Annotated in this window: 17 protein-coding genes and 6 pseudogenes; 8 read left to right on the top strand and 15 right to left on the bottom strand. The window is 58.8% G+C overall.

The genetic code is table 11. From position 1 onward, the window contains the following. Positions 1-39: 39 nt before the first annotated feature. From tnpC (ACVIGB_RS41750) to ACVIGB_RS41740, 3 genes and pseudogenes are all read right to left on the bottom strand, one after another. Positions 40-960, bottom strand: coding sequence for an IS66 family transposase (gene tnpC / locus ACVIGB_RS41750; protein WP_456724946.1), 921 nt, complete (start codon positions 958-960; stop codon positions 40-42). A gap of 286 nt (positions 961-1,246) precedes the next feature. Further along, positions 1,247-1,840: pseudogene (locus ACVIGB_RS41745) on the bottom strand (transposase). Between the two features lie 192 nt (positions 1,841-2,032). Further along, positions 2,033-2,194 (bottom strand): annotated as a pseudogene (locus ACVIGB_RS41740) (Mu transposase domain-containing protein); the annotation flags it as partial. Positions 2,195-3,323: 1,129 nt separating this feature from the next. Here ACVIGB_RS41740 and ACVIGB_RS41735 point away from each other — a divergent pair. The 3 genes and pseudogenes from ACVIGB_RS41735 to ACVIGB_RS41725 all read left to right on the top strand — a co-directional run. Then, positions 3,324-4,073, top strand: a complete 750-nt coding sequence (locus ACVIGB_RS41735; RefSeq protein ID WP_456718260.1) for a phytanoyl-CoA dioxygenase family protein — start codon at positions 3,324-3,326, stop codon at positions 4,071-4,073. A gap of 434 nt (positions 4,074-4,507) precedes the next feature. Further along, entirely contained in the window at positions 4,508-4,780 is a 273-nt protein-coding gene (locus tag ACVIGB_RS41730) for a hypothetical protein (RefSeq protein ID WP_456718261.1), read from the top strand. A gap of 153 nt (positions 4,781-4,933) precedes the next feature. Beyond that, positions 4,934-5,395 (top strand): annotated as a pseudogene (locus ACVIGB_RS41725) (IS66 family transposase); the annotation flags it as partial. A gap of 88 nt (positions 5,396-5,483) precedes the next feature. Here the strand turns inward: ACVIGB_RS41725 and ltrA are convergent. Continuing rightward, positions 5,484-6,725, bottom strand: a complete 1,242-nt coding sequence (gene ltrA / locus ACVIGB_RS41720) for a group II intron reverse transcriptase/maturase (protein ID WP_456718262.1) — start codon at positions 6,723-6,725, stop codon at positions 5,484-5,486. A 682-nt stretch (positions 6,726-7,407) separates the two neighbouring features. Here ltrA and tnpC (ACVIGB_RS41715) point away from each other — a divergent pair. After that, positions 7,408-7,971, top strand: a pseudogene (gene tnpC / locus ACVIGB_RS41715) (IS66 family transposase); the annotation flags it as partial. Positions 7,972-8,059: 88 nt separating this feature from the next. Here tnpC (ACVIGB_RS41715) and ACVIGB_RS41710 read toward each other — a convergent pair. From ACVIGB_RS41710 to ACVIGB_RS41700, 3 genes and pseudogenes are all read right to left on the bottom strand, one after another. Further along, a pseudogene (locus ACVIGB_RS41710) lies at positions 8,060-9,008 on the bottom strand (tyrosine-type recombinase/integrase). Further along, positions 9,005-9,925, bottom strand: coding sequence for a tyrosine-type recombinase/integrase (locus ACVIGB_RS41705; RefSeq protein ID WP_456718263.1), 921 nt, complete (start codon positions 9,923-9,925; stop codon positions 9,005-9,007). The pseudogene ACVIGB_RS41710 and the gene ACVIGB_RS41705 overlap by 4 nt, the downstream one beginning before the upstream one ends. Next, positions 9,922-10,431 (bottom strand): tyrosine-type recombinase/integrase, encoded by a 510-nt coding sequence (locus tag ACVIGB_RS41700; RefSeq protein WP_456718264.1) that lies wholly within the window; start codon positions 10,429-10,431, stop codon positions 9,922-9,924. Before ACVIGB_RS41700 ends, ACVIGB_RS41705 begins: the two co-directional genes overlap by 4 nt. A 174-nt stretch (positions 10,432-10,605) precedes the next feature. On the opposite strand from ACVIGB_RS41700, the gene tnpA reads away from it, so the two are divergent. The 3 genes from tnpA (at position 10,606) to tnpC (ACVIGB_RS41685) (ending at position 12,979) form a co-directional block, all read left to right on the top strand. Beyond that, complete coding sequence (gene tnpA, locus ACVIGB_RS41695; protein ID WP_456718265.1) at positions 10,606-11,025, top strand: IS66-like element accessory protein TnpA; 420 nt, start codon at positions 10,606-10,608, stop codon at positions 11,023-11,025. Further along, a complete protein-coding gene (gene tnpB / locus ACVIGB_RS41690) occupies positions 11,022-11,378 on the top strand; it encodes an IS66 family insertion sequence element accessory protein TnpB (protein WP_456718266.1) in 357 nt (118 codons plus the stop codon). The genes tnpA and tnpB overlap by 4 nt, the downstream gene beginning before the upstream one ends. Before the next feature lie 122 nt (positions 11,379-11,500). Beyond that, the gene (gene tnpC / locus ACVIGB_RS41685; RefSeq protein ID WP_456724947.1) at positions 11,501-12,979 is read left to right on the top strand and encodes an IS66 family transposase; all 1,479 of its coding nucleotides are present in this window, start codon (positions 11,501-11,503) and stop codon (positions 12,977-12,979) included. A gap of 926 nt (positions 12,980-13,905) precedes the next feature. Here tnpC (ACVIGB_RS41685) and ACVIGB_RS41680 read toward each other — a convergent pair. The 8 genes and pseudogenes from ACVIGB_RS41680 to ACVIGB_RS41645 all read right to left on the bottom strand — a co-directional run. Further along, positions 13,906-14,697 (bottom strand): class I SAM-dependent methyltransferase, encoded by a 792-nt coding sequence (locus ACVIGB_RS41680; protein WP_456724948.1) that lies wholly within the window; start codon positions 14,695-14,697, stop codon positions 13,906-13,908. A gap of 246 nt (positions 14,698-14,943) precedes the next feature. Continuing rightward, positions 14,944-16,302: an LLM class flavin-dependent oxidoreductase gene (locus ACVIGB_RS41675; RefSeq protein ID WP_456718267.1), complete on the bottom strand. Its 1,359-nt coding sequence runs from the start codon at positions 16,300-16,302 to the stop codon at positions 14,944-14,946. A gap of 505 nt (positions 16,303-16,807) precedes the next feature. Continuing rightward, positions 16,808-16,963, bottom strand: a complete 156-nt coding sequence (locus tag ACVIGB_RS41670; protein ID WP_456718268.1) for a hypothetical protein — start codon at positions 16,961-16,963, stop codon at positions 16,808-16,810. 44 nt (positions 16,964-17,007) lie between these two features. Further along, the gene (locus ACVIGB_RS41665; protein ID WP_456718269.1) at positions 17,008-17,379 is read right to left on the bottom strand and encodes an IS66 family transposase; all 372 of its coding nucleotides are present in this window, start codon (positions 17,377-17,379) and stop codon (positions 17,008-17,010) included. Next, positions 17,355-17,438, bottom strand: a complete 84-nt coding sequence (locus ACVIGB_RS41660; RefSeq protein WP_456724949.1) for a hypothetical protein — start codon at positions 17,436-17,438, stop codon at positions 17,355-17,357. The genes ACVIGB_RS41665 and ACVIGB_RS41660 overlap by 25 nt, the downstream gene beginning before the upstream one ends. An 81-nt stretch (positions 17,439-17,519) precedes the next feature. Beyond that, the gene (locus tag ACVIGB_RS41655) at positions 17,520-18,245 is read right to left on the bottom strand and encodes a class I SAM-dependent methyltransferase (RefSeq protein WP_456718270.1); all 726 of its coding nucleotides are present in this window, start codon (positions 18,243-18,245) and stop codon (positions 17,520-17,522) included. A gap of 704 nt (positions 18,246-18,949) precedes the next feature. Further along, a complete protein-coding gene (locus ACVIGB_RS41650; protein WP_456718271.1) occupies positions 18,950-20,374 on the bottom strand; it encodes an FAD-binding oxidoreductase in 1,425 nt (474 codons plus the stop codon). A gap of 1,311 nt (positions 20,375-21,685) precedes the next feature. Beyond that, positions 21,686-21,861: pseudogene (locus ACVIGB_RS41645) on the bottom strand (IS110 family transposase); the annotation flags it as partial. Between the two features lie 733 nt (positions 21,862-22,594). Here ACVIGB_RS41645 and ACVIGB_RS41640 point away from each other — a divergent pair. Continuing rightward, the gene (locus tag ACVIGB_RS41640) at positions 22,595-23,812 is read left to right on the top strand and encodes a pyridoxal phosphate-dependent aminotransferase (protein WP_456718273.1); all 1,218 of its coding nucleotides are present in this window, start codon (positions 22,595-22,597) and stop codon (positions 23,810-23,812) included. Positions 23,813-23,829: the final 17 nt, after the last annotated feature.

The following is a 23,829-nucleotide window of genomic DNA, read 5'->3' as shown; positions in this document are numbered from 1 at the left end:
CGCGTGCAGGCGCTCGATCACTTCGTGAGCGAACGGCGACTACATCGTCTTGTACACCTCGACGAATTTGCGGCGAGCATGGGCGAGACAAAAAGCGAGCTGGATCGCGCCGCCATGACCGCGGGCAAGCGCTTTGTAGGCGGCATAGCCATCCACCTGCAGAATGCCGGAGAAGCCGGTCAATTGCCCGGCGATCGCCTCGGTGCCGCGGCCATCGGCAAACACATAGGCGACCGCCGGCGGCGATGGGCCGCCCCATGGGCGATCATCCATCGCATGCGCCCAGAACTGGCAGATACGGGTGCGATGTCGCCCGGAATCGAGCACCGGCATCGGCGTCTCGTCGCAGAACAGCCGCGGCGCAGCCTGGATCGTCCGCAGCTGAAGTTCATAAAGGCTCTTGAGCCACCAAGCCGCACGCTTGACCCAGCCGGCGAGCGTCGCGCGGTCGAGCTGAATGCCCTGGCCAGCCAGGATCTGCACTTGGCGGTACAGCGGCAGATACCAGGCGAACTTCGAGACCACCACGTGAGCCACGAGTGCCGTCGATACCATGCCGCCCTCAACCAAACGCGGCAGCACCTTCGTCTGGACCACGCCGTCGGTGCAACCGCGGCAGGCGTATTTGGGACGGATCGTCCGCAGCACCCGCAGGATCGCCGGGATCACGTCCAACACCTCGCTGACGTCCTCGCCGATCTTGTGAAGCTGACCCTGACAGCACGGGCACGCGGTCGCCGCCGGCTCCAGCACCTGCTCGCAACGCGGCAGGTGCTTGGGCAGCGCGCCGATGTTGCGGCGCGCCTTCTTGCGCGGCTTGTCGGACGGGTTCGTCGCGGGCGCAGAGTCGTTGGTCGGCGCAGGTAGCGTGGTGGCGTCGGTCTCGAGATCGCCCAGCTTGAGCGCCAGTTGGGCCGCGACAATCACCGCAAGCCGCTCCGAGCGCTTCCCGAAAATCATCTCTTTGAGCGTCTGCAGCGCCACGCGCAGCTTCTCGTTCTCGGCGTCAACAAGTCCGATGGCGAAATAGCGTTTGGGGCTCTCAAGGGCTTCCTGGATGCTCGCTACGGCACCCGCGACGGATCGGCCTGCTGCTAGGCCGGATTGAACTGCATCGACATTCAATGACGCGCTTCCAATCGTTTTCCGCCTTATGCCCTGTTAGGCTCGGCAAAATTGATCTCAGATAGGCATCGGCCAACGCACCGAAAGCTTCCTCACAGCCGACGCTATCAATCGCCGCCTCTTAGGTCATGTTGACAAAGTGTTTGGTCCAGAGGCAGACGGCAGCGATGTTGATGATGCTGAGGTAGCTGAGGCAGTTTTGTCGTACCGTGTAGCGAGGCGGCGCGAGTTCTTCAGCTTGTTAAAACAGCGCCGGCTTGCTCAACAACATCGCGTAATCCGAGACTTCGCCGCGCCCGTGATGTCTAGCTGGATCGGGAGACCTTGAGCATTGTTGCGGAGATAATTCTTTGTCGTGAAGCCATCTTTTGAGCGCCAAAAACCCTGGCGCCGAGTCCCTTTTGCTCCGGCGGCTGATGGTGTGCCTGGCCAATCGTGGCACCGACCATCTGGACGCTACGTGGCAATCGCCCAGCTTTATTCATTGCCTCCAACATCGCGTCCCATACCCCAGAAACCGTCCAGCGACGAAATTGCCGATAATAGACGACTAGTTTCCAAAGGACTGATCAAGGTGCGTCCACCGTGCGCCGGTCCGCGTGATCCAAAACACGGCATCCAGCATGCGCGGGTGGTTCTGCGGCGGACGTCCGCGCTTGCTTCCGGTTGCGTCCACAAAAGGCTCAGAGAACATCCACTCACGATCCGCAATCAGCCCCGAACCACCACTGCCTCCCTTCTGAGGAGTAGTTGAATAGCGACTCAATTGATTTGGAAATTCACTTTCTCAACACGACACTGGGCCGGGGCAGTCCACCCCTACGCGTTCGACGAACGCCGGGTCATTCTTCGGTAGATCCGGCAGCGGGCCGATCCGGCTTGGCTTGCTGCGGATCTTTGCTTGCGTTTACTCGCCATAGCGCCGGTGGCTTGAAGGCATGTTCGTCGTGCGCCCGTTGCCGCTGCCGCGCATGTGCGTGGCGACACGCTCGCTCGCCAGGAAGATTTCAATCGTTCGTGCACAGATCCGCGCTTCTATCTCGCCACGAGCGAAGCGGTAGGGCACTGAGTAGCAGTGTCGACGTGATAGTCGAGGCCGCCCCGGATCAGCGCCATTCCGATGAACCCACGACCGCTGGGGAGCGGCCTAAGATTCGGCGCGTCAATTTCCTCGAAGATCGCGCGCCGTGTGTGACCATACTGGCGCAGCACCCGCCCGTCATTAACCTTGGTCAGCCACTCGGCGACCGCATTATTGGGCTCGGTCAGCCTGTAAAAGTTCGTTTCCGCAGCCGCCCAGCAGCCAATCCTCAACGATTCCGACGCAGGCCTCACTCTTCGCCTAATCCTCCCGGCGACGCGGTGTTCCGGCAAATCGCCGTGCCGATATCGCTTTAGCTGCGGTTGACCATAAGGCCACAGATAGGGCTTCATCACCGCGACTTAAGCTCTCGACGGATCCGGATTTCGGGGCCAAGGTGCGCAACTGGTCGGGATCCGCTCAGTACGCCGTCGTCCTGAGGGATGAGAAGTCCCAAATGCAGGCGCTCCGCCGTCCGCGCAATCTCGACGTCCATCTTGTCGTGGACAACTATGCCACCCATCCCCGGCCCCCAACTAGAGACGCCGCTCTGGCACGTCCTTTGTATGCAGACCAATTCATCCAACGTCAATTAGGTTGAGCGCTTCTTCGCTCATCACTGATAACAATTCGGCCAAGCCTCTATCGCAGTGTCCAGACTTTGCGCGCCAGCATTATGGAGTTCATCAATCATCATGACACGGATTCCCGCCCATTCAAATGGACCAAATCGGCCGATGACATCCAAATAGGGCATTGTAATCTTGCTTAGCTTCGCCGGCCTCATCGACCATGATGCCCCCTAACTCGAAACATTATGTGTAATCCAGCCAAGCATGGCTTTACGCTTTTCTCGCCGGTGCGCCATTTCGGGAGGCGAGATCCACTGAAAACGCCGTCCGCGCACATGGCGAATCGGATCGAACTCTCAAGTTTTCGATTAACTTCGGCTTGGCGCAGCAGACAACACTGCGTCGCATACTTGCGGGCGGGGTCCGGATCGCCGGCAAAAAAGGATTCGCCGAATACTGGTAGGTGCATCTCAGCCCTCTATAAGGTTAAACTTTGCTCGCCACACTCCCATTTGCTAGATTTCCACTTACTAGGGTGCCTGTAAATGAAACACGCGACATCACTGAAAGTCCGCTACGACGAATGCGGTTTCGCCGTGCTGGAGAGTCCGTTTGATGACAAGGAATTGGCGCTAATCTGCAGGGAGGCCGACGTTCCCTGCCCTGACGCGAAACGAGTCAGCTACGAGAACGATGGGACATCGTTGCGCATTCGATATGGCATACATCTTGATTCGCCCGTGTTCTCACGTCTTGCGAGAGACGACCGATGTGCTGGCGCGGCATGCGAGGCGCTCGGAACAGACGTCTATCTTTATCAGTCGAGGTTGGGTGCAAAGGTGCCCTTCGCAGGAGGCGACTTCGCTTGGCATCAGGATTTAGCTTTTTGGAGCGCCCGGGACCGCGTGCCGAGCCCCAACGCCTTGAGCATAGCTCTGTTCCTGGACGATGTGACGCTGGTCAACGCCCCGATGTTCGTGATGCCTGGCTCGCACATAGCTGGATTATTGCCGACCAACGATTATTACCTTAGCCGAGCTCAGGTGAGCTCAGCCGCTGCTAAATTCGGGATTGAGGCAATTCTTGGCCGCAGGGGCACGATGCTCATCTTTTCCAGCGCATTGATCCACGCCTCGCCGCCTAACATCTCTCCTGTGGGACGACGAATCCTTTTCTTCTGCTATAATGGTCTCTCGAATGTCGGAGGGGATGCTAGTTCGGCAGCTCCCGACTTCGTCGCCTCCAAAGATGTCAAAGCTATCGTCCCTGAAACAGGGCCTATAAATCGATCTTAGCTTCCGACAGGATTGGGGGCGGGCGCCCACGGCCTTGGGGGCTTGCGACGACGATCAGTCCTTGCTTCTACGAAAGCGGTGCATCCGCTTGGATCCCCGATGGCTTACCGTCGCGCCGTAACACGAGCAGCTGGCGGTAGTTGAGATACCGTCGCCCGTTTACAAATTGCGCAGCCGGCGCGCAGAGCCTGTGTACCACGAGTTGAGCCGGCAGCGGCGCAACAACACTCAATCGCATCACCTCCAAGGTGCGAATAAACCGCTCTCCGCGACCCGATTTGAACGAGATTGGGGCGACGGACTTTTTCTAAGACCAGTTGGAGCAACAGGACAAGAGCTTGCAATGCTTACGATTGTCGATAGCCTCTCCCGCTTCTCGCGGGCGCTGTAGCCTCGGTTCAGCTTTCGTGCACCGACACGTGGAGCGAGTTTCAATGAAGTGGGGTTCCCCAGCGACGACCCGCGTCGAGGCCGCTGAGTTCGTCTCGCCCGATCTGGAGCTGTGTTCCATCGACGCGGCCAGACGCCGGACTTCTCACGCCTGGAAGCCAACTGACAACGAGTTGATCGGAGCCTTCCTAGCGCTTCCAGACTCAAACACGCATTGGTTCTTTTCCGTTGCGGTTTCTCAGCCGGCGACTGAAAGCCGGGTGGCATTGGAAGATAGACGTACTTTCAAATTATTTTTCCGCGACTTCATAGCCTAGTCCGACGGCTCGATCTCTTTGGACGGGAGTTACTGGCAATAGACGGCACGCACATCAAGGCCGTCACCAACAAGGACGAAGAACTTACGAAAGGCATCAGTGGGGAAATTCATGGCCACGGCCGACAAAATTCTTAATAATTATCTAGCGCGGCTGCCGACCGAAGCCACCGTCGCCCAGGTCCTGGTGTCCAAATATGCCGATCATCTGCCGCTGTACCGGCAGGCGCAGATCTACGGCCGTCAGGGCATCGTGCTGGATCGTTCGACGCTGGCGGACTGGGTCGGCCATGCCGCCTGGCACCTGCGTCCACTGCACGAGCGTCTGTTGGCCAAGCTCAAGCAGCGGCCAAAGCTGTTTGCCGATGAAACGACGATGCCGGTGCTCGATCCAGGCCGGGGCCGCACCAAGACCGGCCGGCTCGGGGTCTATGCCCGCGACGACCGGCCCTGGAACGGACCCGATCCACCGGCTGTCGTCTATCTCTACAGTCCCGACCGGAAGGCCGAGCGGCCTGCCTCCCATCTGGCCAAGTTCAAAGGTGTTGTGCAGGTCGACGGCTATCCCGGATTCGATCGCCTGAGTGAAGGCGGCGATATCCAACTCGCGGCTTGCCGAGTAGGCGGGGGTGTTGCCATCCCCGCCCCTCACAGACCCGGACGAGCGGATTACCCGCATCCGGTTCTTCACGCGCAAGCTTCGCTCACGAGACGGCATATTGGTGGACGATCTTGGCTGTTGGCAGTGGGTATCGCGCGAGCATGGCCCGGAAGCGCGTCCACGGCAGATTGCTGTGGCGGCCACGCCGTGCGAGCCATTTCCTCCATGACCGCGTGACTTGGTGGTGGTACCATCTGATGCGTCGGCCGTTTCCGGAGATGCCGTAGTAGGCGCAGTGCCCCCGGATTACCCGTGACAGATGGGCGTGCTGCTCCCTGAACGAACAGTGCAGGTTTTGCCGACACCATTCCATCACAGAAGCCAGCGCGCGTGCGTAACGGTCTTTTGCCGTTATCTGACGGACGACATTCTTGCCTTGCCTCGACAGACCCCACACGTGGGTGAAGCCAAGGAAGTTGAACGTGGTTCCCGCCGTCGCAGGATGACGTCCGCCTGGGCGTTTGAACCGGAAGTCTACGAAGCGAGTCTTGGCCGGATGGAGTTGAAGCCCATACCGATCAAGCCGCTTTGCCAACACGTTCAGCAATCGCTTGCCGGACAGGTGGTCCTCAAAGGCAATCACCGCATCATCAGCGTATCGAACCAGTTGGCACCGCCCCTTGAGCCGCGGTCGCGCCACCTGCTCGAACCATTCGTCCAGCACATAACGCAGGTAGATGTTTGCAAGCAGTGGCGAGATCACGCCGCCTTGGGCCGTTCCACCAGTCGTGCGGCGCAGGATGCCCTTTTCGAGTACCCCCGCCTTCAGCCATTTATCAATCATCTTCCGGACGACACCGCCCGTGACTCGCTGGTCGAGGAATCGGCGCAAGTGTGCGTGGTCGATGGTGTCGAAGTATTTCGAGATATCGACGTCCACCAACCAGCGCAGCCCTTGTTCCATGAACCCGGTACGCAGAGCGTGCAGGGCGTCATGGGCCGATCGTCCCGATCGGAACCCGTACGAGCACGACAAGAAGTCCGTCTCGTAGATCGGCTCCAGCAGCAGGAGAATCGCCCGCTGCGCCACCTTGTCTTCCAGTGTCGGAATGCCCAGCGGCCGTTCTGTGCCATCCGCCTTGGGGATGTAGTGCCGTCGCACCGGCGGCGCGATGTAACGGCCGGATTTGATGCGCGCCAGGAGATCATCAAGATTGACCTCCAAGTTCGCCTCATAGTCCGTCGCCATCATGCCGTCGACGCCGGGCGCGCCATCCTTGCGCGTCAGACGATAAGCCTCGAGCATCCATTCACGGTCGATCAGGTGATGCAGCGCGGTCAGCACCCGCTCGGGATGTTGCCTCGCCAGATCGGCTATCCATTGTCGTTTCGTGGACAGGTTTGCGGGACTCAGGATTCCCTCCCGTGTTTCTCGTCAATGGGTCTTAACGCGTGACGGCTCCCTTCCCTCCAGCGGGTCCCGGTGAGCCCAGTTCCCCGCCTTCCTCGGTACTACGAAGCCGCTACGACTTCCCGCCGCGCATGTCCGTCAGCTTATGTCTTCACCTCGGGATTCCACATGTCTTGGTGTTTCGTGTCCGCGTCTGCGCTCCCGATGTTCGGCAAGTCGGTCATCGGGCCCGGAGCATTGTTCAGGCCGGTGCTCCTGTCCGGCCGATTCATGTGGACACAAACGGGACATCTCAGGTTTCCTGGTGGCCCATCCCGTACCTTTGCCCTGCTCTGAGACCCCGGCCGAACCGGTAAGCCTGACCATAGCGGCTTTCCCAGTGCTGCCCCCGGATCCAACACGGCGAAGGCTTCAGCACGACCATGATTTCGAGGCTGCCACAGGGCTTCAGTACCCGCTGTCTACGCTTCACGAATGACGTTGCCGTCACCCATGCAAGACTCGCTTCCGGCTGGCGGGCTCCGCCTTTGCCGCGAGGGCGTCGAACCCTCTGGATCACGTTGAAAGGTTTCAGGTCACATTCTTCCTCCTTTCCAGGACTTATCCTGACGCAAGCTGGTCGCACATGCGACGTAACTTCTACGAACTTGCCACACCCGGTCCCGCGCCCATTGCCAGCGAGGCGCTCAAGCATATCGCCGAGTTCTACGCCATCGAAAGGGACATCCGTGGTCGCGGCGCCGAGGAGCGCCGTCTCGTTCGGCAGCAGAAAATCCGGTCGCTGGCGGAAGCCTTCGAGCGATGGCTCCGTGCAAAGCTCGCGTTGATCAGCCAAAAGGGCAAGTTGGCCGACGCCATTCGCTATGCGCTCTCACGCTGGGAGGGCCTGACGCGCTTCATCAATGACGGCCGCATCGAGCTCGACAACAACGTCGTCGAGCGCTCGATCCGTCCGATCACGCTGAACCGGAATAATGCGCTGTTCGCAGGCTCCGACGGCGGCGCCGAGCACTGGGCCACCATCGCCTCCCTGGTCGAAACCTGTAAGCTGAACGACGTCGATCCGCTCGCTTACCTGACCGACGCCCTCACCAGGATCGTCAACGGCCATCCAAACAGCGACATCGATCAGCTGCTTCCGTGGGCCTATTGTCGTCAAGACCTCAAAGCTGTGGCCTAAGAACGACGCTTACACTCCATTCGGCATAGTCTGGCGTTCAGAGCGCCTCCAGAAAGGCGAGCAGGCGGTCGTTCGGCTGGAAGCGGGTTCACTTGCCGCGCTCGTACGGCTTAAGCTTCGCCAGGGCAGCTTCCTTGAGGGCGAGGTGGGCGTGCAGGTACGTCTGCGTCGTCTCGACCGATTCATGACCGAGCCACAGCGCGATCACGGAGCAGTCGACGCCGGCTTGCAGGAGTTCCATCGCAGCGCTGTGCCTCAGCACATGCGGTGACACGCTCTTGGCCTTCAAACAAGGGCAACTCTTGTGAGCGGCACGAACATGCTTTCCCAGCAGCGATTGGACGCTGTCGGCACTGAGCCGCCCCCCGTGCACGTTAAGGAACAACGCTGTTGCTCCTTTCCGTAATGGTTCCTTGAGCCATGCCTGGAGGCGCACCCCGAGCGGGTGTGGTCAGCGGAGTGGTCCGCTCCCTCCGCCCTTTACCGACGCATCGTACGTGTGCGCCAGACCCGAGGTGAACGGCATCCCGGTCAAAGCCAGTCAGCTCGGAGAGGCGTAAGCCCGTCTGGGCCGCGACCAGCCGCAAGGTGTGATCGCGGCCATGCCACGTCGTTCGATCGGGCGCGGCGAGAGCCGCCTCGATCTCGGGGCGCGTCGGGAAGTGCACCTGTCGCTTATCGTGGCGCTTGCTCGGTATGGCGAGCACGCGCTGGATCAGCGAACCGTGTGCCGGCTCTTCGAAGGACACAAACTTGAAGAAGGATCGGATGGCGGTCCGACGCAGGTTACGCGTCTTCGCGCTGGCGCCGCGCTTTACCTCGAGATCGGTTAGGAACGCGCCGATGAACGTTGCGTCCAAATCGGTGAGCGTCAGGGCCGATGGGGGCTTCCGCAGCTGCACCTGTGCGAACATGAACAGCGGCCGGAACGTGTCCCTGTAGGAGGCGATCGTGTTGCCGCTAACATTGCGCTGGCGCATGAGGCGCTCGGTGAAGAAGCGCTCGATCAACGTGGCGACATTGCAGGCGGGCTTCATGGCGTCACCTCCCATCGCCGATCGAGACGCCGCGCGGCTTCTTCCATCAACTCGGGGCAGGCCGAGAGATACCAGGAAGTGTCGCGCACGCAGGCGTGGCCGAGGTAAGTGGATAGTACTGGGAGTTGTTGCTCGACGTCCTTGCCTTCGCGATACCAGTTGAGCAGCGTCCGGATGGCGAAGCGATGACGGAAGTCATGCACGCGTGGCCCGGTACGATCACCTGGGCGCCGCAGCCCGATCTCTCTGGACAATCGCCAGAAGATGCGATGAACGTACTGGTGCAGCAAGCGGCCTCCCTGTTCGGCAACGGTCGAGCCGCAGCGTGATCCGAGCAGCGCATCGCGCCGGTGGGCGTAGTCGCGCAGCGCGGTTCTCGTCGTCAAATGCAATGGTACGAGCCGCGACTTGCCGAACTTGGTCAGCCGGACCGTCAGCACGCCGGCGTCGAGGTCGACGTCATCACGCTCCAGGCCCATCGCCTCGGATATACGCATGCCCGTCACCGCGATCAGCCCGAACAAGGCATGGTAGGTCCATCGGCGCAGCCCGTCCGCTGGTGACAGAGCCAGCGCTGCCGTCAGCAACGCATCGATCTCCGCGTCGCTGTAAACATAGGGCTTGGCGCGCTTCCATCCGGGCAGCATGCCGACGGGCGGCACCTCCGTTCTCGGGTCGAAGTTGGCGACATGGCGCGCGAACCCGCGCACGTCGCTCAATCGCAGCGCCCAGGATGCATGACGATCAGGCGGCAGCGTTGCCCATTCCATGGCCAGCTTCGTCGTGATGCTCCTGGCCTTGCGCTTCTCCATGAAGGCGACGAAGTCGGCGAGCCGACGGGTCTGGTGCTCGTACTTGTATCCAAACCCCTTGCGCATGCTCAGGTACTTATCGAGTGCGGCGCGCAGATTGGTCATTGCACGCCTCCCGGCCAGGGCAGGCTCAATGTTCTCAGCGCATCGATGTCGACCTTCGCGTAAATCCGGGTAGTGTCGTGGTTCTCGTGCCGCAGCAACTGTCCGATCTCCGACAAGGTCGCGCCAGATCGGAGAAGCTCGGTAGCGAGACTGTGTCGGAAGATATGGGCGCCGCGATGTGCGCAACCTTCGATTCCAACGCAATCGAGAGCGGCCTTGGCGATCATGGTGATCGCACATCCGGAAGCAAAGCCGACGTGTGGCGCGAGCGTACGGACGAACAACCGCCGGCGCGACGACTTTGGGCGGCCACTGCGCAGATATGCAACGATGGCCGCGCCAACGTCTGGCGGTATCGGCATCCGTGCACGCTGTCGGCCCTTGGCGCGAACGAGTATCTCGCAGGCGCGCCAGTCGATATCATCGAGCGTGAGCGTCGCGACCTCGTCGGCCCGCAGGCCGAGCTTGGCCAGCAACAACAGAATGGCGTAGTCACGCCGTCCCATCACCGTCTTTCGGTCGCAACCGTCGAGAGCCTTCCGCACCTGTGCGGCAGGCAGATAGGTCGTAAGCGCTGTTCAGCGGCCACCTTCCGGATGACGGAGTGATCTGCGAGTCTGCGGTTCGGTTGGACCGTTAGGCTTAGAATGGACACAGTGCATAGCGCTATCACGGAGCCGGTGCGGCGGCTTGAGGTCTTCACCGGAGCCGGCCGCCGGCGGAAGTGGAGCGATGAGGACAAGGCGCGGATCGTTGCAGAGATCGTGGCGAGCGGCGACTCGGTCTGTTCGGTAGCCCGACGGCATGGATTGTCGCCGCAGCAGTTGTTTGGCTGGCGACGTCAGTTGCGAGAAGGAGCAGGCGGTCATTCCGAAATAGAAGAAGTACAGTTTGTGCCGGCGGTGATGGATGCCGCGGTGCCGGCGCCCGCTGTTGAGCGCAAAGCGGTGCGCTGCAAGGCCAAGGCGGATACCCGGGCTCGCCGTTGCGATGCCGGGATCATCGAGATCGAAGTCGACGGCATCACGATCCGGGCCGGTCGTGGTGCGGATGCGAGGATGATTGCGTCGATTGTCCAGGCACTGAAGGCGATCCGGTGATCGGCCCGTCGGGTGCGGTCCGGGTGATGGTGGCGACCAAACCGGTGGACTTCCGCAAGGGGATGGAAGGGCTCGCGACCCTGGTGCGCGAGAGCATGCGGGCAGACCCATTCTCGGGAGCTGTCTATGTGTTCCGGGCCAAGCGCGCGGATCGGATCAAGCTGGTGTTCTGGGACGGAACGGGTCTGTGCCTGTTCGCCAAGAGGCTCGAGGATGGGATCTTCCGCTGGCCGAAGATCGAGGACGGCGTGATGCGCCTATCGGCGGCGCAATTGTCGGCACTGCTGGAGGGGCTCGACTGGCGGCTTGTGCATGAGGCGCGAGAGACGCCGGCGCCAACGCAAGCCGGATAGCTGTTGGCAGCGCCGCGGCGAAGTGAATCAGGAGCGTGGGACGCGTGGCCAGATGGCGGCGAATATGCTCTGAATTGGGTGTGAGCGACGCCCTGCCTGACGATCCCGAGACGCTGAAAGCGATGCTGCTTGCCGAGCGGTGCGAGAGCGAGCGGCTGCGTCAAATCATCAAGGAATTGCAGCGGCATCGGTTTGGCCGGCGGGCAGAGACGCTGCCTGAAGATCAGATGCTGCTGGGACTGGAAGACGTCGAGCAGGTTGCCGCATACAACGAGACGGCACAGGACGTGAGCGCGCCTGAAGGCCGTGAGGCGCGGGCTCGCACGCGCCGCGGCAACCGTGGCGCCTTGCCGATGCACCTGCCGCGGATCGAGGTCGTCGTCGACATCGAGGGCAAGACCTGTCCCTGTTGCGAGGGCGAGTTACACCGGATCGGCGAGGATAGAAGCGAGCGGCTGGACCTGGTCCCGGCGCAGTTCCGGATCCTCGTGACCCGGCGTCCCAAATACGCCTGCCGGGCTTGCGAGGACGGGGTCATGCAGGCGCCGGCCCCGATTAGGCTGATCGAGGGCGGATTGCCGACCGAGGCCACCGTCGCCCACGTCCTGGTCTCCAAATATGCCGATCACCTGCCGCTCTACCGGCAGGCGCAGATTTACGCCCGCCAGGGCATTGAGCTCGATCGTTCGACGCTGGCGGACTGGGTAGGACAAGCTGCCTTCCACCTGCGTCCGCTGCATGACCGTCTGCTCGCCAAGCTCAGGCAACGGCCAAAGCTGTTCGCCGACGAGACGACGATGCCGGTGCTCGATCCCGGCCGCGGGCGCACCAAGACCGGTCAGCTCTGGGCCTATGCAGCGGACGATCGGCCGTGGGGCGGTGCCGATCCGCCGGGCGTTGCCTATGTCTATGCCCCCGATCGCAAAGCCGATCGGCCGATCGCCCATCTCGCAGGCTTCGAAGGGATCCTGCAGGTCGATGGCTATGCCGGCTATGGCAAGCTCGCCGAGCGTGGCGATGTCCAACTTGCATTCTGCTGGTCGCACATGCGACGTAACTTCTACGAACTTGCCACACCCGGTCCCGCGCCCATTGCCAGCGAGGCGCTCAAGCATATCGCCGAGTTCTACGCCATCGAAAGAGACATCCGTGGTCGCGGCGCCGAGGAGCGCCGTCTCGTTCGGCAGCAGAAAATCCGGCCGCTGGCGGAAGCCTTCGAGCGATGGCTCCGCGCAAAGCTCGCGTTGATCAGCCAAAAGGGCAAGTTGGCCGACGCCATTCGCTATGCGCTCTCACGCTGGGAGGGCCTGACGCGCTTCATCAATGACGGCCGCATCGAGCTCGACAACAACGTCGTCGAGCGCTCGATCCGTCCGATCACGCTGAACCGAAAAAATGCGCTGTTCGCAGGCTCCGACGGCGGCGCCGAGCACTGGGCCACCATCGCCTCCCTGGTCGAAACCTGTAAGCTGAACGACGTCGATCCGCTCGCTTACCTGACCGACGCCCTCACCAGGATCGTCAACGGCCATCCAAACAGCGACATCGATCAGCTGCTTCCGTGGGCCTATTGTCGTCAAGACCTCAAAGCTGTGGCCTGAGAACGACGCTTACGATAGGTCGGCAGAGTTGCGAGCTTCCATCGCCGCATCGATGGAACGCAATCCGCCAACGGGCGCGCGTTCAGCCCCCGATGGTGGAGGTAACGGAGAAAGGCGCGCAACGACCAGCACATCGCCTTGCCTGTTCCCGGGCTCCAATCCTGGGCGTGGCGCTCAATGTAGCGGATCACGTCCTCTTGGTTGATCTTGCACAGGGCGGCGGCGCCGCCGGAGCACACCTCGTGCAAAAACCTGCGGATGGCCGGAGATGCCGTACGATGGACCTCGGGGCGAAGCCGCGCTCTGATCGCAGGTAGGCATCGAACTCCTTGAAGATCCGTTGGTGCGGGGTGAGAGGCGGTAGCACCAACGGCGCGATCGCGCCTTCCTCGCGCAGCACCGACAACCATCGCTTGAGCGACGCTGCCCGGTCACCGGGTTGGATGGATTGCCTCCCGGCTCGATGTCGGAGGTACCGCTCAACGACCTGCTCATCGAGATCAATCAGCTTATAGCGACGGCCCGCGATCCAACTCAGGAGCCCGCTGCCACGTTGAGGCAACGCCACGCGCCATGCCGAACGAGCCTCTCTTCGACGAGACGAGCGGCGTAGCGCTCGACGAGTTGTCCGTGCGGCCCGCTTCTGAGACGCCGGTACAGCCGGCTGCTGCCCAAGTACTCTTCAACTTCCGTCTTCCTGTTCTCCGCTGTTGAAAGCGGAGGCACAGAACGAACTATGCCGAACGGACCAAACGCCGGTCAGCGAGAAATCTGGGGAAAACGACCCAACTCGGCATAGTTCGGCGGCCGGCATAAACGGCCAAAATGAATGGCGTCGATCCACAGGCCTGGCTCACTTGCCCCCGGTGGCATCGTAATGTCAGAAAAGCGGTGGGGCAGTCCCCGAGAGTTATATGCCGGTCACCTCACTCACACCGACTATGCCAAGCGGTAGAGCGGAAGCGCAGGCTGGCCGGCTGCCACTTTCGGAAAGCCTCTGAGATCATTTGTAGTATGGAATTCCAAACCTCAGGCGAGACCTGATTACGAATATCACGTTTTCCGCACCAATACTTGACGTAGCGCTCCTCGCTCATGGGTATCGCTTCGGTGGTTGCAAGGCGCATGCAATTCCCTAGGCCCGGGTATTGATTGAGGACAGCCTCGTAGCTGCCCATCTGACCGATAACTGGACTAACCGCCCTTCTCACACCCGGCGCCCTGTCGCGCACACGATTCTCGACTTCGAGTTGAAAAGGATCAGTCACGAGATCTGCAAGGATATACACTATTGTGAAAAAACCTCCAGGCCGCAAGATTCGCATGCTTTCGCGAAGCGCTTCGCTGGTGTTCGTCATATGGAACGACATGCTATAGCAAATCCAGTCTAGCGAATCGTCAGCCAACCCGGTGAATTCTCCCGGTGCGTTAATCCAAGAAACAGCTGGATGATTGAGCCCGAGCTTCTGCCCCACTTTCACCATCTGCTCCTCGGGTTCGATTGCGTAACCTGAAAGGCCCATGTCGGCTAGAGCATACGCAATCGCCCCCGTCCCCGCACCAATATCCGCGAAGGTCGGGCTCTCCGCTTCCTTTTTTACGTCATCAAAAAGCATCTGAAGCAGCCGCTCCGAATAGGCTGGGAACGCCGGATAAAACTCTGCTACTTCGGAAAAGCTTCCGAAAGATGGTTTAGCAACTTGCATCTTCTTCTCCATCACGTTGGCGACTCGTTAGAATGCAACGAATGCTCCAACTCGCCCCATATTCGAGTTCAGCTTACGTATGCGGCTCTGCATATCTGTTAGGCCGACATCGTCGATGACCTCATTCAATCGCACCATCGGCACAGTCCCGCTCGGGGCACTCGCAAGAAAACGCTGTCACTTTCCGTTCAACTATCTCGCCAATGCGCAGAGCTCTCGGCACCATCTAATCCTCCACTGAATGGTTCCGACGTCTCTTCAAGGCTTACTAGCTACCGGTAATTGCGTGAACGGATGCGGCGGTCGCTTGAGACCGAGGTTCTCTCTTAATGTTTGGCCGGTGTAACCGGATCGGAATTTGCCGCGTCGACGCAGCTCAGGAAGGACGAAGTCGACAAACTCCTTGAACCCTTCAGGAACGGTCGGCGGTAATATGTTGAATCCGTCTGCCGCATACTGATCAAATGTATCGATCATTACGTTAGCAATGTCGTCCGGCGTTCCGACAACCATCAGATGGCCATGGCTGTCTGATATTAGACAGATGAGCTTTCTCCAGGTCAGCTTCTGACGAGCCGCTAGGTCGAGCAAGACCTTCTGCCGGCTCTGTATGAAATTTGTCGGCGGCAGTGATTCAGGGACGAATGAATCAAGATTGATCGAGCGCAGATCAGTCACAGACCCCAGCCAACGATCTGCCGCTTCAATTGCGACGTCCATATGTGTGCATGATTGCAATCTTCGGAGCTTATCAGACGCTTCTTGCCTTGTCCTCCCGACGATCGGGATAATACCCGGCATTATTACAACCGCGTCGTCCTGCCGCCCAAATGACCGCGCCTTCTCTTTGAGAGCAGCGTAAAATCGCCTCCCATCTTCTAGAGCTGGCTCTGCCGTGAATACAACTTCACCGAATTCAGCGCCAAAACTCATTCCGGCATCGGATGCGCCGGCCTGAACCAACACGGGATATCCCTGCGGCGGCCGCGAAATGTTCAACGGACCTCTAACTGCTAAGTGGTCCCCTTTGTGATTAAGAACATGCATTTTAGCAACGTCAGCAAAAATACCGGTTTCTTTGTCCCGGATGAATGCGCCATCTTCCCATGAATCCCAAAGTCCCTTGACGACTTTCACGAGCTCGCGCGCTCGAACATAACGAGCATCATGATCAGGCAATATGTCTTCACCAAAATTTTGTGCTTCAAACCCCGTTGCCGACGTAACGATGTTCCACGCGGCACGTCCGCGCGACAGATGGTCTAGTGAGGCGAACATGCGAGCAATATGATAAGGCTGGTGGTATGTCGTACTCGCGGTTGCGACTAGGCCAATGTGTTGGGTTCTTGACGTAAGCGCCGACAAAAGCGTGATTGGCTCAAACCTGTCGTTTCGATTTACGCGGGATATGCTGGCGTGATCCGGCTCTGCTACGCTCAAATGGTCTGCGACAAATATGAAATGAAGCGCCGCATCTTCGCCAAGTTTGGCGAGTTGAGCGTAATGATTGATATCGATTCCTCCGTTCACTGGCGTGGTCGGATGACGCCATGCACCTTCGTGATATCCAGCCTGATTGAGGAACACTCCCAGCTTCATTTTGTCGGTTCGGTTCATATCACCTCTCTCCTTGAACTGCACCGTCAGTTCTTAACGTCCATCGGTTCCGAGAATATCGCTGCGCTTAAACTAACGCAGTCATCTGGTGGTGATGGATTTCCCATCCGACGTACCCTCGGACGTGCTTGCCAAACCTGACTCCAACTTGTCGCCGATGACTATTGACGACAATTGCATGCAAGGCTCCCCTTAGTAGCTCGACGCACGATAGGCCAATAGATGCCGTATTCACGGTACCAGAGCAACTACTACCCTTGGCAGTTGCGGCGCGCAGCTACCTCGCTTGGCTGAATGCTCATACGATACGTCAGCTTCTCATATTCTCGCACTAGGCCCCATTCGGCAACGCTTGCCTCCCAAGACTGCTTCCACAAGAATGCCGGTCGACCAGCCAAATAGCGAGCCGCCTCATACTGGACAAGTAGTGGGAAAATGATCAGCCACTTTTCTAAGGTTTTTCGTCGGCTATTGCTCGAATGTTTGTAAGCGCTTGGCCGCCACTCTATTGATGCTGGCTTGATGTTTTGCGGAACTGCCATTGAGGTCGTCGATTTCGCTTTGGGGGATGGTCGGCAATGATCGCCGCGAGCGCGATGTAGGCGACCGGGTTGACGTCGTTGAGCTTATCGGTCGCCACGATGGATGCGTGCAAGGCCATTTTTCGGCTCCGACCTCCTTACCCGCGAAGAGTACGTTTTCGGGTTAAGCAGCTCGGCCGGATTGCGTTTTCAACCGGATCGGTGTCGAGTTCGAGACGGCGTCATCGAGGAAGCGCGTCAGTCCTACCAATGATTGAGCGTAGCGGTTGTCATCAGCGAACGTCGAGCCGCTAGAGATCATCGATGGATGTTTCTCGAACCACGGCTTCCACGCCTCGACGAGGGGCAGCGAGTGTTGCTTACGCGCGGCCAGGCTGATGTCCGGCGATGAACCGCGTATCATGGTTTCGATGGCGTAGAGCTGTGCGATCTGCCGGACGGCGGGCGGGTGGACCAAGCGCCAATCCAGGCTCTCAAACAGCGCGCCAAACATCGCCGGCGATATCCGTATCAGGCGGTCCGCAATCTTGGCCACACGAACTTGCAACCATCGAGGCGTTTGTGCACCAGCACAAGGCCTGCTCGATCCCGCACCAGAATCTTGATCCTGTCCGACCGTTTCGACCGATTGCGCCGCTGAACGGATCGAGACCAAGCATCTTCGGATAACGTTCACTATGCCTTGCGTTGCGGCGGATGAAATTCGCCGTGCTGGCGTCTAATAGCGGTCGAGCGCCGCCCTAAGATAAACACCATCTGGGAGAGCTGGGCGAAGGGGGCGCGCACAACCTCGAAGGCGACGAAGCTGGCCCGCAATAGCGGATGCAGCGGATGATAGGACGCTGGACGTTGCGCCGAGATTTTGACGAGGCCCAAGCGACGCATGACGCCGAGTACAGACAAGCTCCAGTACGGCGCGCCTTGCATGTACGAGAATGATACCACTCTAAGACCGTTTTGTTCAGCCAAGCCCGTAAAACTCTGGCGGTTGAACAGGATGAAATGACGCGGCGTGTGATAACCGGCCCACGAACGATGCCGGAACAGCCGGGCATCAAGCGCATCGAAGTTTGGCGTCTTGATCATCACGCGGCCATGAGGCGCCAGGAGGCCTTCGATACGGCGCAACACGAGCGCGGGGTCGCGTACATGCTCGAGCAAACCAAGCGCCAGCACCAGATCAAAACGTCGCTCAGTCTCGAATTGCTCGATACCGCCAAGATGATAGGCATGACCGCGTGCGACCGCCTGAGCTTGTGCTCTCTCGTCCCGATCGACACATTGCGTGAAGTTTACCTTCGGCGAACAGGACTTGACTTGATCGAGCATCCAACCACTGCCGCCGCCGATATCAAGTACACTGAGCCGATCGCCTGGGATTGAGGCCAGCAAATTCAACAACTGTCGGTCGGGCGATCGCTTGAGACGCGGTACGACGCGTTTCTTCTGAGGTGCGTAGGAATAGTAATTCTTGGGATAGATATCTCCGAGACGATCCCAAAGCATCGGGACGATGAACAGGATACCGCACCTCTGGCATTTGTAGAAAGAGTATGAGCGATCGGACGTATGATACTCGATGTCGTGTGCATCTGCGTACCAGCTTGTGTCTGTGCAGCCTCTAATCGGGCACGACGGTGACGAGCTATCCTTCGCGGACGCGCCTTGCCAGTCAGCGCTGATCTTAGCCTTACCGTCCAATGGTCTGCTCCACTTCGAAGTCTTAATACGCGATCCGAAAGAATGTGCAGTGGTCGTTTATGCGCACACCTTCGTGGTTGGCTGAAGGAGTATACTCACTCGTGGAAATGTTATCTGACTTGAGCCCCGGCATCTCCTCCAAAAACTGGTAGCGCTCTTTGGCGCACTGCATCTCCGCCAAAAAGGCCGCTGGCCGCGCCTTAACGCAAGGTACTTCACGGGGTTCTCCCTAAAGCTGCCCTTACGAAGCTGGAAGTATTCTAACTGATGGACGTTGAGTAAATCTGGCTCGAACTCATCTCGTCTGACCTGGTATACCTTGTGTCCTGGGATTGGATTAACCTAAATGCGAGGGGCTGGTCGGATTTTATCCGTCCAGGCGAGATGCCCGCGCGATCCGATATCTAACCCATCGTGAAAATTCGTCCCGGATTCAATATACCGTTCGGATCGAGCGTCCGCTTGAGTATACGCATCATCTCAATTTCCTCTGGCGTCCGACTTATCCTGAGATACGGCCGCTTTACCGCGCCTATGCCATGTTCCGCTGAGATTGACCCACCGTATTCACCGGTAATCTCATAAGCAAGTTTCTCTATATCCTGCCGCCTGTCCGGCGTGTGTTCGTGATGCAGGCTGACATGCAGGTTACCATCGCCGGCGTGGCCGAACACGATCGCGAACGCATCCGGATCGATGATCTTAGTGCGCGCGACGATTGCTTTCACATATTCATCCATACGGGTGATGGCGATACTGACATCAAGACCAACACAGGCGGGATAAGGAAAGGTGTGAGCAAGTTCGAAGCTGGAGTCGCGGATACGCCATATCGCCGCTGCGGACGCATCCGATGACGAAAGCGTCGCGTCAAGGATCATGTTGTCGCGCATCGTCATGTCAAGTAAATTTTCGAGGTTTGTATGTATGCGATCGGCGTCGTTACCAGAGGACTCGATTAGGACGTAAAACGGATGACGGGTCTGCAGCGGTCCGACCACGCCTTTGACGCGCTCGACTATAAGGCGGTAGTACTCGTTCCACATTACTTCAAATGCAGTTAGTTCGCCGGCTAGATGGCTTCGCGCTATCCCTAGAATTGAAATGACTTGTGCAAAGGAGGACAGGGCGCAAAGCGCAACCTGCCGCTCCTTAAGAGCGGGAATGATGCGCAAGGCGGCTCGCGTCACCACGCCGAGAATCCCCTCACTGCCAATGAATAGCTGCTTCAGGTCAATGCCGGTGTTATTCTTGACGTGTTTGCACAAGCCACGCAACACCGTGCCGTCAGCGGTAACTACTTCGAGGCCGAGAACCAAGTCGCGCGTCATGCCGTACCGAATCACTCGGTTGCCGCCCGCATTAGTCGAGATGTTGCCGCCGATAGTGCAACTACCGCGCGCACCGAGGTCGAGCGGGAACATGTAGCCTTCCTGTCCAACCCGCTCTTGGACTTTTTGTAGCTGCGCGCCGGCTTGGACAACCGCTGCGCCTGACGAGGTATCCACCTCCTCGACGGCGTTCATGAGTTCTGTCGACAGCACAATTTCATTCGCATTCGGTAGAGCGCCACGCACCATACCTGTCATGCCGCCTTGGGTCGCGACCGGCACGTTTTCGCGGCTACAAAGCCGAAGTAACGCCGAGACCTCGTCCGTCGTCTTTGGACGGACGACCGCTCGCGGTTGTGTGACCGGTTTACCTCCTAAATCGTAGTAAAAGCGAGGACAAATATTTGCGCCAGTCAGCACCGACCCATAACGGAGAGTTTCGCGTAGTTGGTCGACAAAACCATCATTAATATCCTTCTTGTGAAATCTTGTATCCATGATGGTGCACCTTCTTGCGGAATCTGCAGCTAGTTTTGGGCCGCCGTGCGCAGTAACCTTACGCTATTGGTTGCGGTGGCGCTGCAAAACACAAAGCTTCTCAGCGTATTCATCACACCGAACTGGCGTTTTTAGCCCCAACTACCGGGAGAACCCCTCTCTTGGAGAGGCGACTTCACCAAGCAATCACCGTGCCACTCGCGGAATCTGATTCGCCTTAGGCTGACGATAAGAAGGATGTGCAATTTCGTTTATTGCTATGCTCCGGCCGAGCCACCCCTGTAGGCTTTCTGACGTCTGGTTTTCAAATAGACAGTCGCGTGGCCTGGCCCAAGATCGGGCGCTTTCGCCAGAGGACGGCACATTCAGTTGACGTTAGGAGACGAGCTTAACCTAGGTAGATAGCAGACGGTTTATCGTTCGCCGCAAGCTTCTAGAGCATTTTTCGATCTGAATGAATCGACTGGGATTCCCAAGATGGCTCGAATCAGATTCAAGCCTCATGCTGGCGAAGGAAGCCGGCATGCATCGCCAGGGCGCTTCCCGTTGATCTTCGCCAAAGGGTAATCGCCGCTATTGATGGCCGCCTATCATATCGACAGGCCGCCGAGCGCTTTGGTCAGCGCAGCCAGCGCAATCCGCTGGCAGGCCGCTAGAAAGAGGTTGGCGACATCGCTCCCAAACAGCAGCGAGGGCTCGCAAGTCGCGGCGCATCGAGGCGAAGTCCCAATTAATTCTGGAAGCTGTGGCGGTGATGCCAGACATCACGCTTGCAGAGCTGCGGGACCAGTTAAAGAAACATGGCGTATCTGTGGGCGTCGCCTCGCTCTGGCGCTTTTTCCAGCGCAGGAAAATCACACTCAAAAAAGACAGCACATGCCGCCGAACAACGGCGCGGCGATGTGAATTTGGCGCGGGAAGATTGGTTGGAATGGCAACTCGATCTTGATCCTGAGCGTCTCGTCTTCATCGATGAAACCGCAGCCAACACCAAAAATTGCGCGCCTTTACGGTCGCTCGCCCCGGGGCGAGCGATGCCGTGCTGCCGTCCCGCATGGACATTGGAGAACGACAACCTTCACTGCTGGATGCGCTCCGGAGGGTCTTGTTGCGCCGTTGTGCTGGACGGCCCCGTGGACGGAGATGCTTTCCTTGCCTACGTCGAACAACTGCTTGCACCATCGCTACGCCCTGGCGACACCCGTCATCATGGACAACTTGCCCCCTCATAAAGTTCATGGCGTGCGAGAGGCCATGCTCGCTTCCTTTCTCTTTTGCGACAAGGCCCTCTGCGCCAAGCCTGAATGCGATGAGCCATAACAGCCGCGAGTCCACCTCGTGGCCGAGCCGCCGCAAGCGGCCGAGACACGGTTTCAGCGCCGTCCGGATCGGTCATCACCGCCATCTCCAGCATCACCTTGCCCTTCGTCCACCACGCAGATTGCTGTCTCGCCCATGCCGACGTCCCGGCCGCAGAAGTAGTCCATCGCACACCTCCCGATTACGGGCGGCAGTCCCACAGACCTGCGCTTGAGACAGTTGATACGGCTATGTCATAGCTTGACCTGGATCTCGCAAGGGTCGATCGCTCTGCCGGCAGCCGCTGAGCGGAACCACGCCGGCAACGATTTGTCTCATGCCAATACGTTCGGTTGCCCTCACCCACAGGCTTTTAGGGAGGATCATTTCTTCTCCGCTAAAGCAGTAGTTTCCCGCGGTCAACTACCAGCGTTGGTTATTGATCGGAGCAATACACACATGACAGATGATGTTGTTGATGAGTGCTATTGAATGGCGGGAGCAAGCAAATCGAAACGGGGAGGTGAAGTAGTATCAGTTTGCAATTCTGTCGACGCAGCTACCCGTCCCCTGAGTGCTTTGATCGTGATTCTTCCTTTCTGCCCCAACTACAGAATGACGTCCAGTAGGATTACTGAGCGAAACGCTTCAGCGATCTATCGATGTCGGGGACGTGGCTCGCCAGCGTCGCCAGTTTTGACTGTGTTGATCCTGAGCGCCACCTTTTCTCCGAATTCTCCGCCTGCTGGAGACGAGCTGGATAGACGACGACTTGCAATACGTTCGCGCTGAACGGGGTGAGAGAACAGATTGCTCGAACCAACGCTTCGGGGCAACATCCCTAAAAGCACGTCACAGTCGGTCGGCTATGCGGCGCCAGCGAGCGGAACGTATCCTTAAGAAAGGCTCAAGGAGGAGCGCATGTTGGCACAACGGATGTCTTTGCTCTCGAGCTCCGGTACTGCGCTGGTCCGAGACATAGCCGAAGTAGCTGCAGCGGCCGGCCGCGAAATCATCGATCTGGCGGTCGGTGAGGTTACTACCAAGCCGCCGTCATCGGTGCGTGAAGGAGCGATTGCCGCAATCAAGGCCGGAGTAAATCGCTACACCGATACAATCGGTCTGCCCGAGCTTCGCGAAGCCGTCGCGGCGAAGCTGTCATCGGAGACGGGCATCGGCTGGAATGCAGATCACATTGTTATCACGGCGGGGGCAACGCAGGGTCTTCTCAACGCTGCCCTGGCCATACTCAATCCAGGCGATGAGGTCCTCATCATCCGGCCCTTCTGGCCGTCGTTTTCATCCCAGCTATTAATTGCTGGCGCGAAATCGGTGTTCGTTGATGCTCGCGCGCCAAGATATATTCCTGACATTGACGCAATACGCGTCGCGGTTACCCCGCAGACGAAAGCCATCATCATCAACTCCCCGAACAACCCAACCGGCGCTGTCTACGACCGAGCGACCCTTCGCGCTATCGGCGATCTCGCCATCACCCATCGGCTCTGGATCATTTCAGACGAATGCTATTCCAGCTTTGTGTTCAAGGGAGCGCCACACGAGTCAATCGTAGTGGCGCATCCGGGTGTGCGCTCACGGACGATACTAGTTAGCACATTCTCCAAGGAGTTAGCTGTTACAGGGTGGCGTCTGGGCTATCTCGCAGCCTCTCCAGAGATCGTCTCTGCGGCCAAGAAGCTACAGAGCCACATGACCGCAAATGCCAATGTGATTGCCCAGCATGCGATCTTGCGCCACCTGCAAATCGGCGACGGCAGTTTTGAGCGGACGATGCATCGCCGCATCTCCGACGCTCGGAAGGTGGGTCTTCGTATTTTGGCTGGTTTGTCCGACGTCACTCCCCCGGACGTGGCCGGAGGATTATTCTTCTATCTCGATCTGAGCAAACTCATTTCCAGCCTACCGGCTGGAGGTACGGTTCGTTGCGCGGACGATATTTCGCAGTTAATCCTGAGGGAGACCGGAGTGGGGACCGTTGCCGGAAGTGTGTTTGGGGACGAGTACGGTTTACGTCTCTGCTTCGGCGCTCCCTCAAATCTTCTCGAGCCAGGACTGAATCGCGTCGTAAAGTTTCTGAATAACCTCAATGGCAAGCAAGCCGCGGGTTTTGGGGTATGACAGTATCCCAGGCTTCA

It is taken from the genome of Bradyrhizobium sp. USDA 4341 (assembly GCF_054063755.1).
Note: the sequence above shows the minus strand (reverse complement) of the source record. Positions and strands in the feature narration are given on the sequence as shown.

Excerpts from the sequence above, each read along its gene's own strand:
- ACVIGB_RS41730 (WP_456718261.1), top strand. The coding sequence starts at position 4,508 with ATGAAGTGGGGTTCCCCAGCGACGACCCGCGTCGAGGCCGCTGAGTTC.
- ACVIGB_RS41700 (WP_456718264.1), bottom strand. The coding sequence starts at position 10,431 with ATGGGACGGCGTGACTACGCCATTCTGTTGTTGCTGGCCAAGCTCGGC.
- ACVIGB_RS41735 (WP_456718260.1), top strand. The coding sequence starts at position 3,324 with ATGAAACACGCGACATCACTGAAAGTCCGCTACGACGAATGCGGTTTC.
- ACVIGB_RS41680 (WP_456724948.1), bottom strand. The coding sequence starts at position 14,697 with ATGGAGAAGAAGATGCAAGTTGCTAAACCATCTTTCGGAAGCTTTTCC.
- ACVIGB_RS41670 (WP_456718268.1), bottom strand. The coding sequence starts at position 16,963 with ATGGCCTTGCACGCATCCATCGTGGCGACCGATAAGCTCAACGACGTC.
- ACVIGB_RS41650 (WP_456718271.1), bottom strand. The coding sequence starts at position 20,374 with ATGGATACAAGATTTCACAAGAAGGATATTAATGATGGTTTTGTCGAC.
- ACVIGB_RS41675 (WP_456718267.1), bottom strand. The coding sequence starts at position 16,302 with ATGAACCGAACCGACAAAATGAAGCTGGGAGTGTTCCTCAATCAGGCT.
- ACVIGB_RS41705 (WP_456718263.1), bottom strand. The coding sequence starts at position 9,925 with ATGACCAATCTGCGCGCCGCACTCGATAAGTACCTGAGCATGCGCAAG.
- ACVIGB_RS41640 (WP_456718273.1), top strand. The coding sequence starts at position 22,595 with ATGTTGGCACAACGGATGTCTTTGCTCTCGAGCTCCGGTACTGCGCTG.
- tnpC (WP_456724947.1), top strand. The coding sequence starts at position 11,501 with ATGCTGCTTGCCGAGCGGTGCGAGAGCGAGCGGCTGCGTCAAATCATC.
- tnpC (WP_456724946.1), bottom strand. The coding sequence starts at position 960 with ATGATTTTCGGGAAGCGCTCGGAGCGGCTTGCGGTGATTGTCGCGGCC.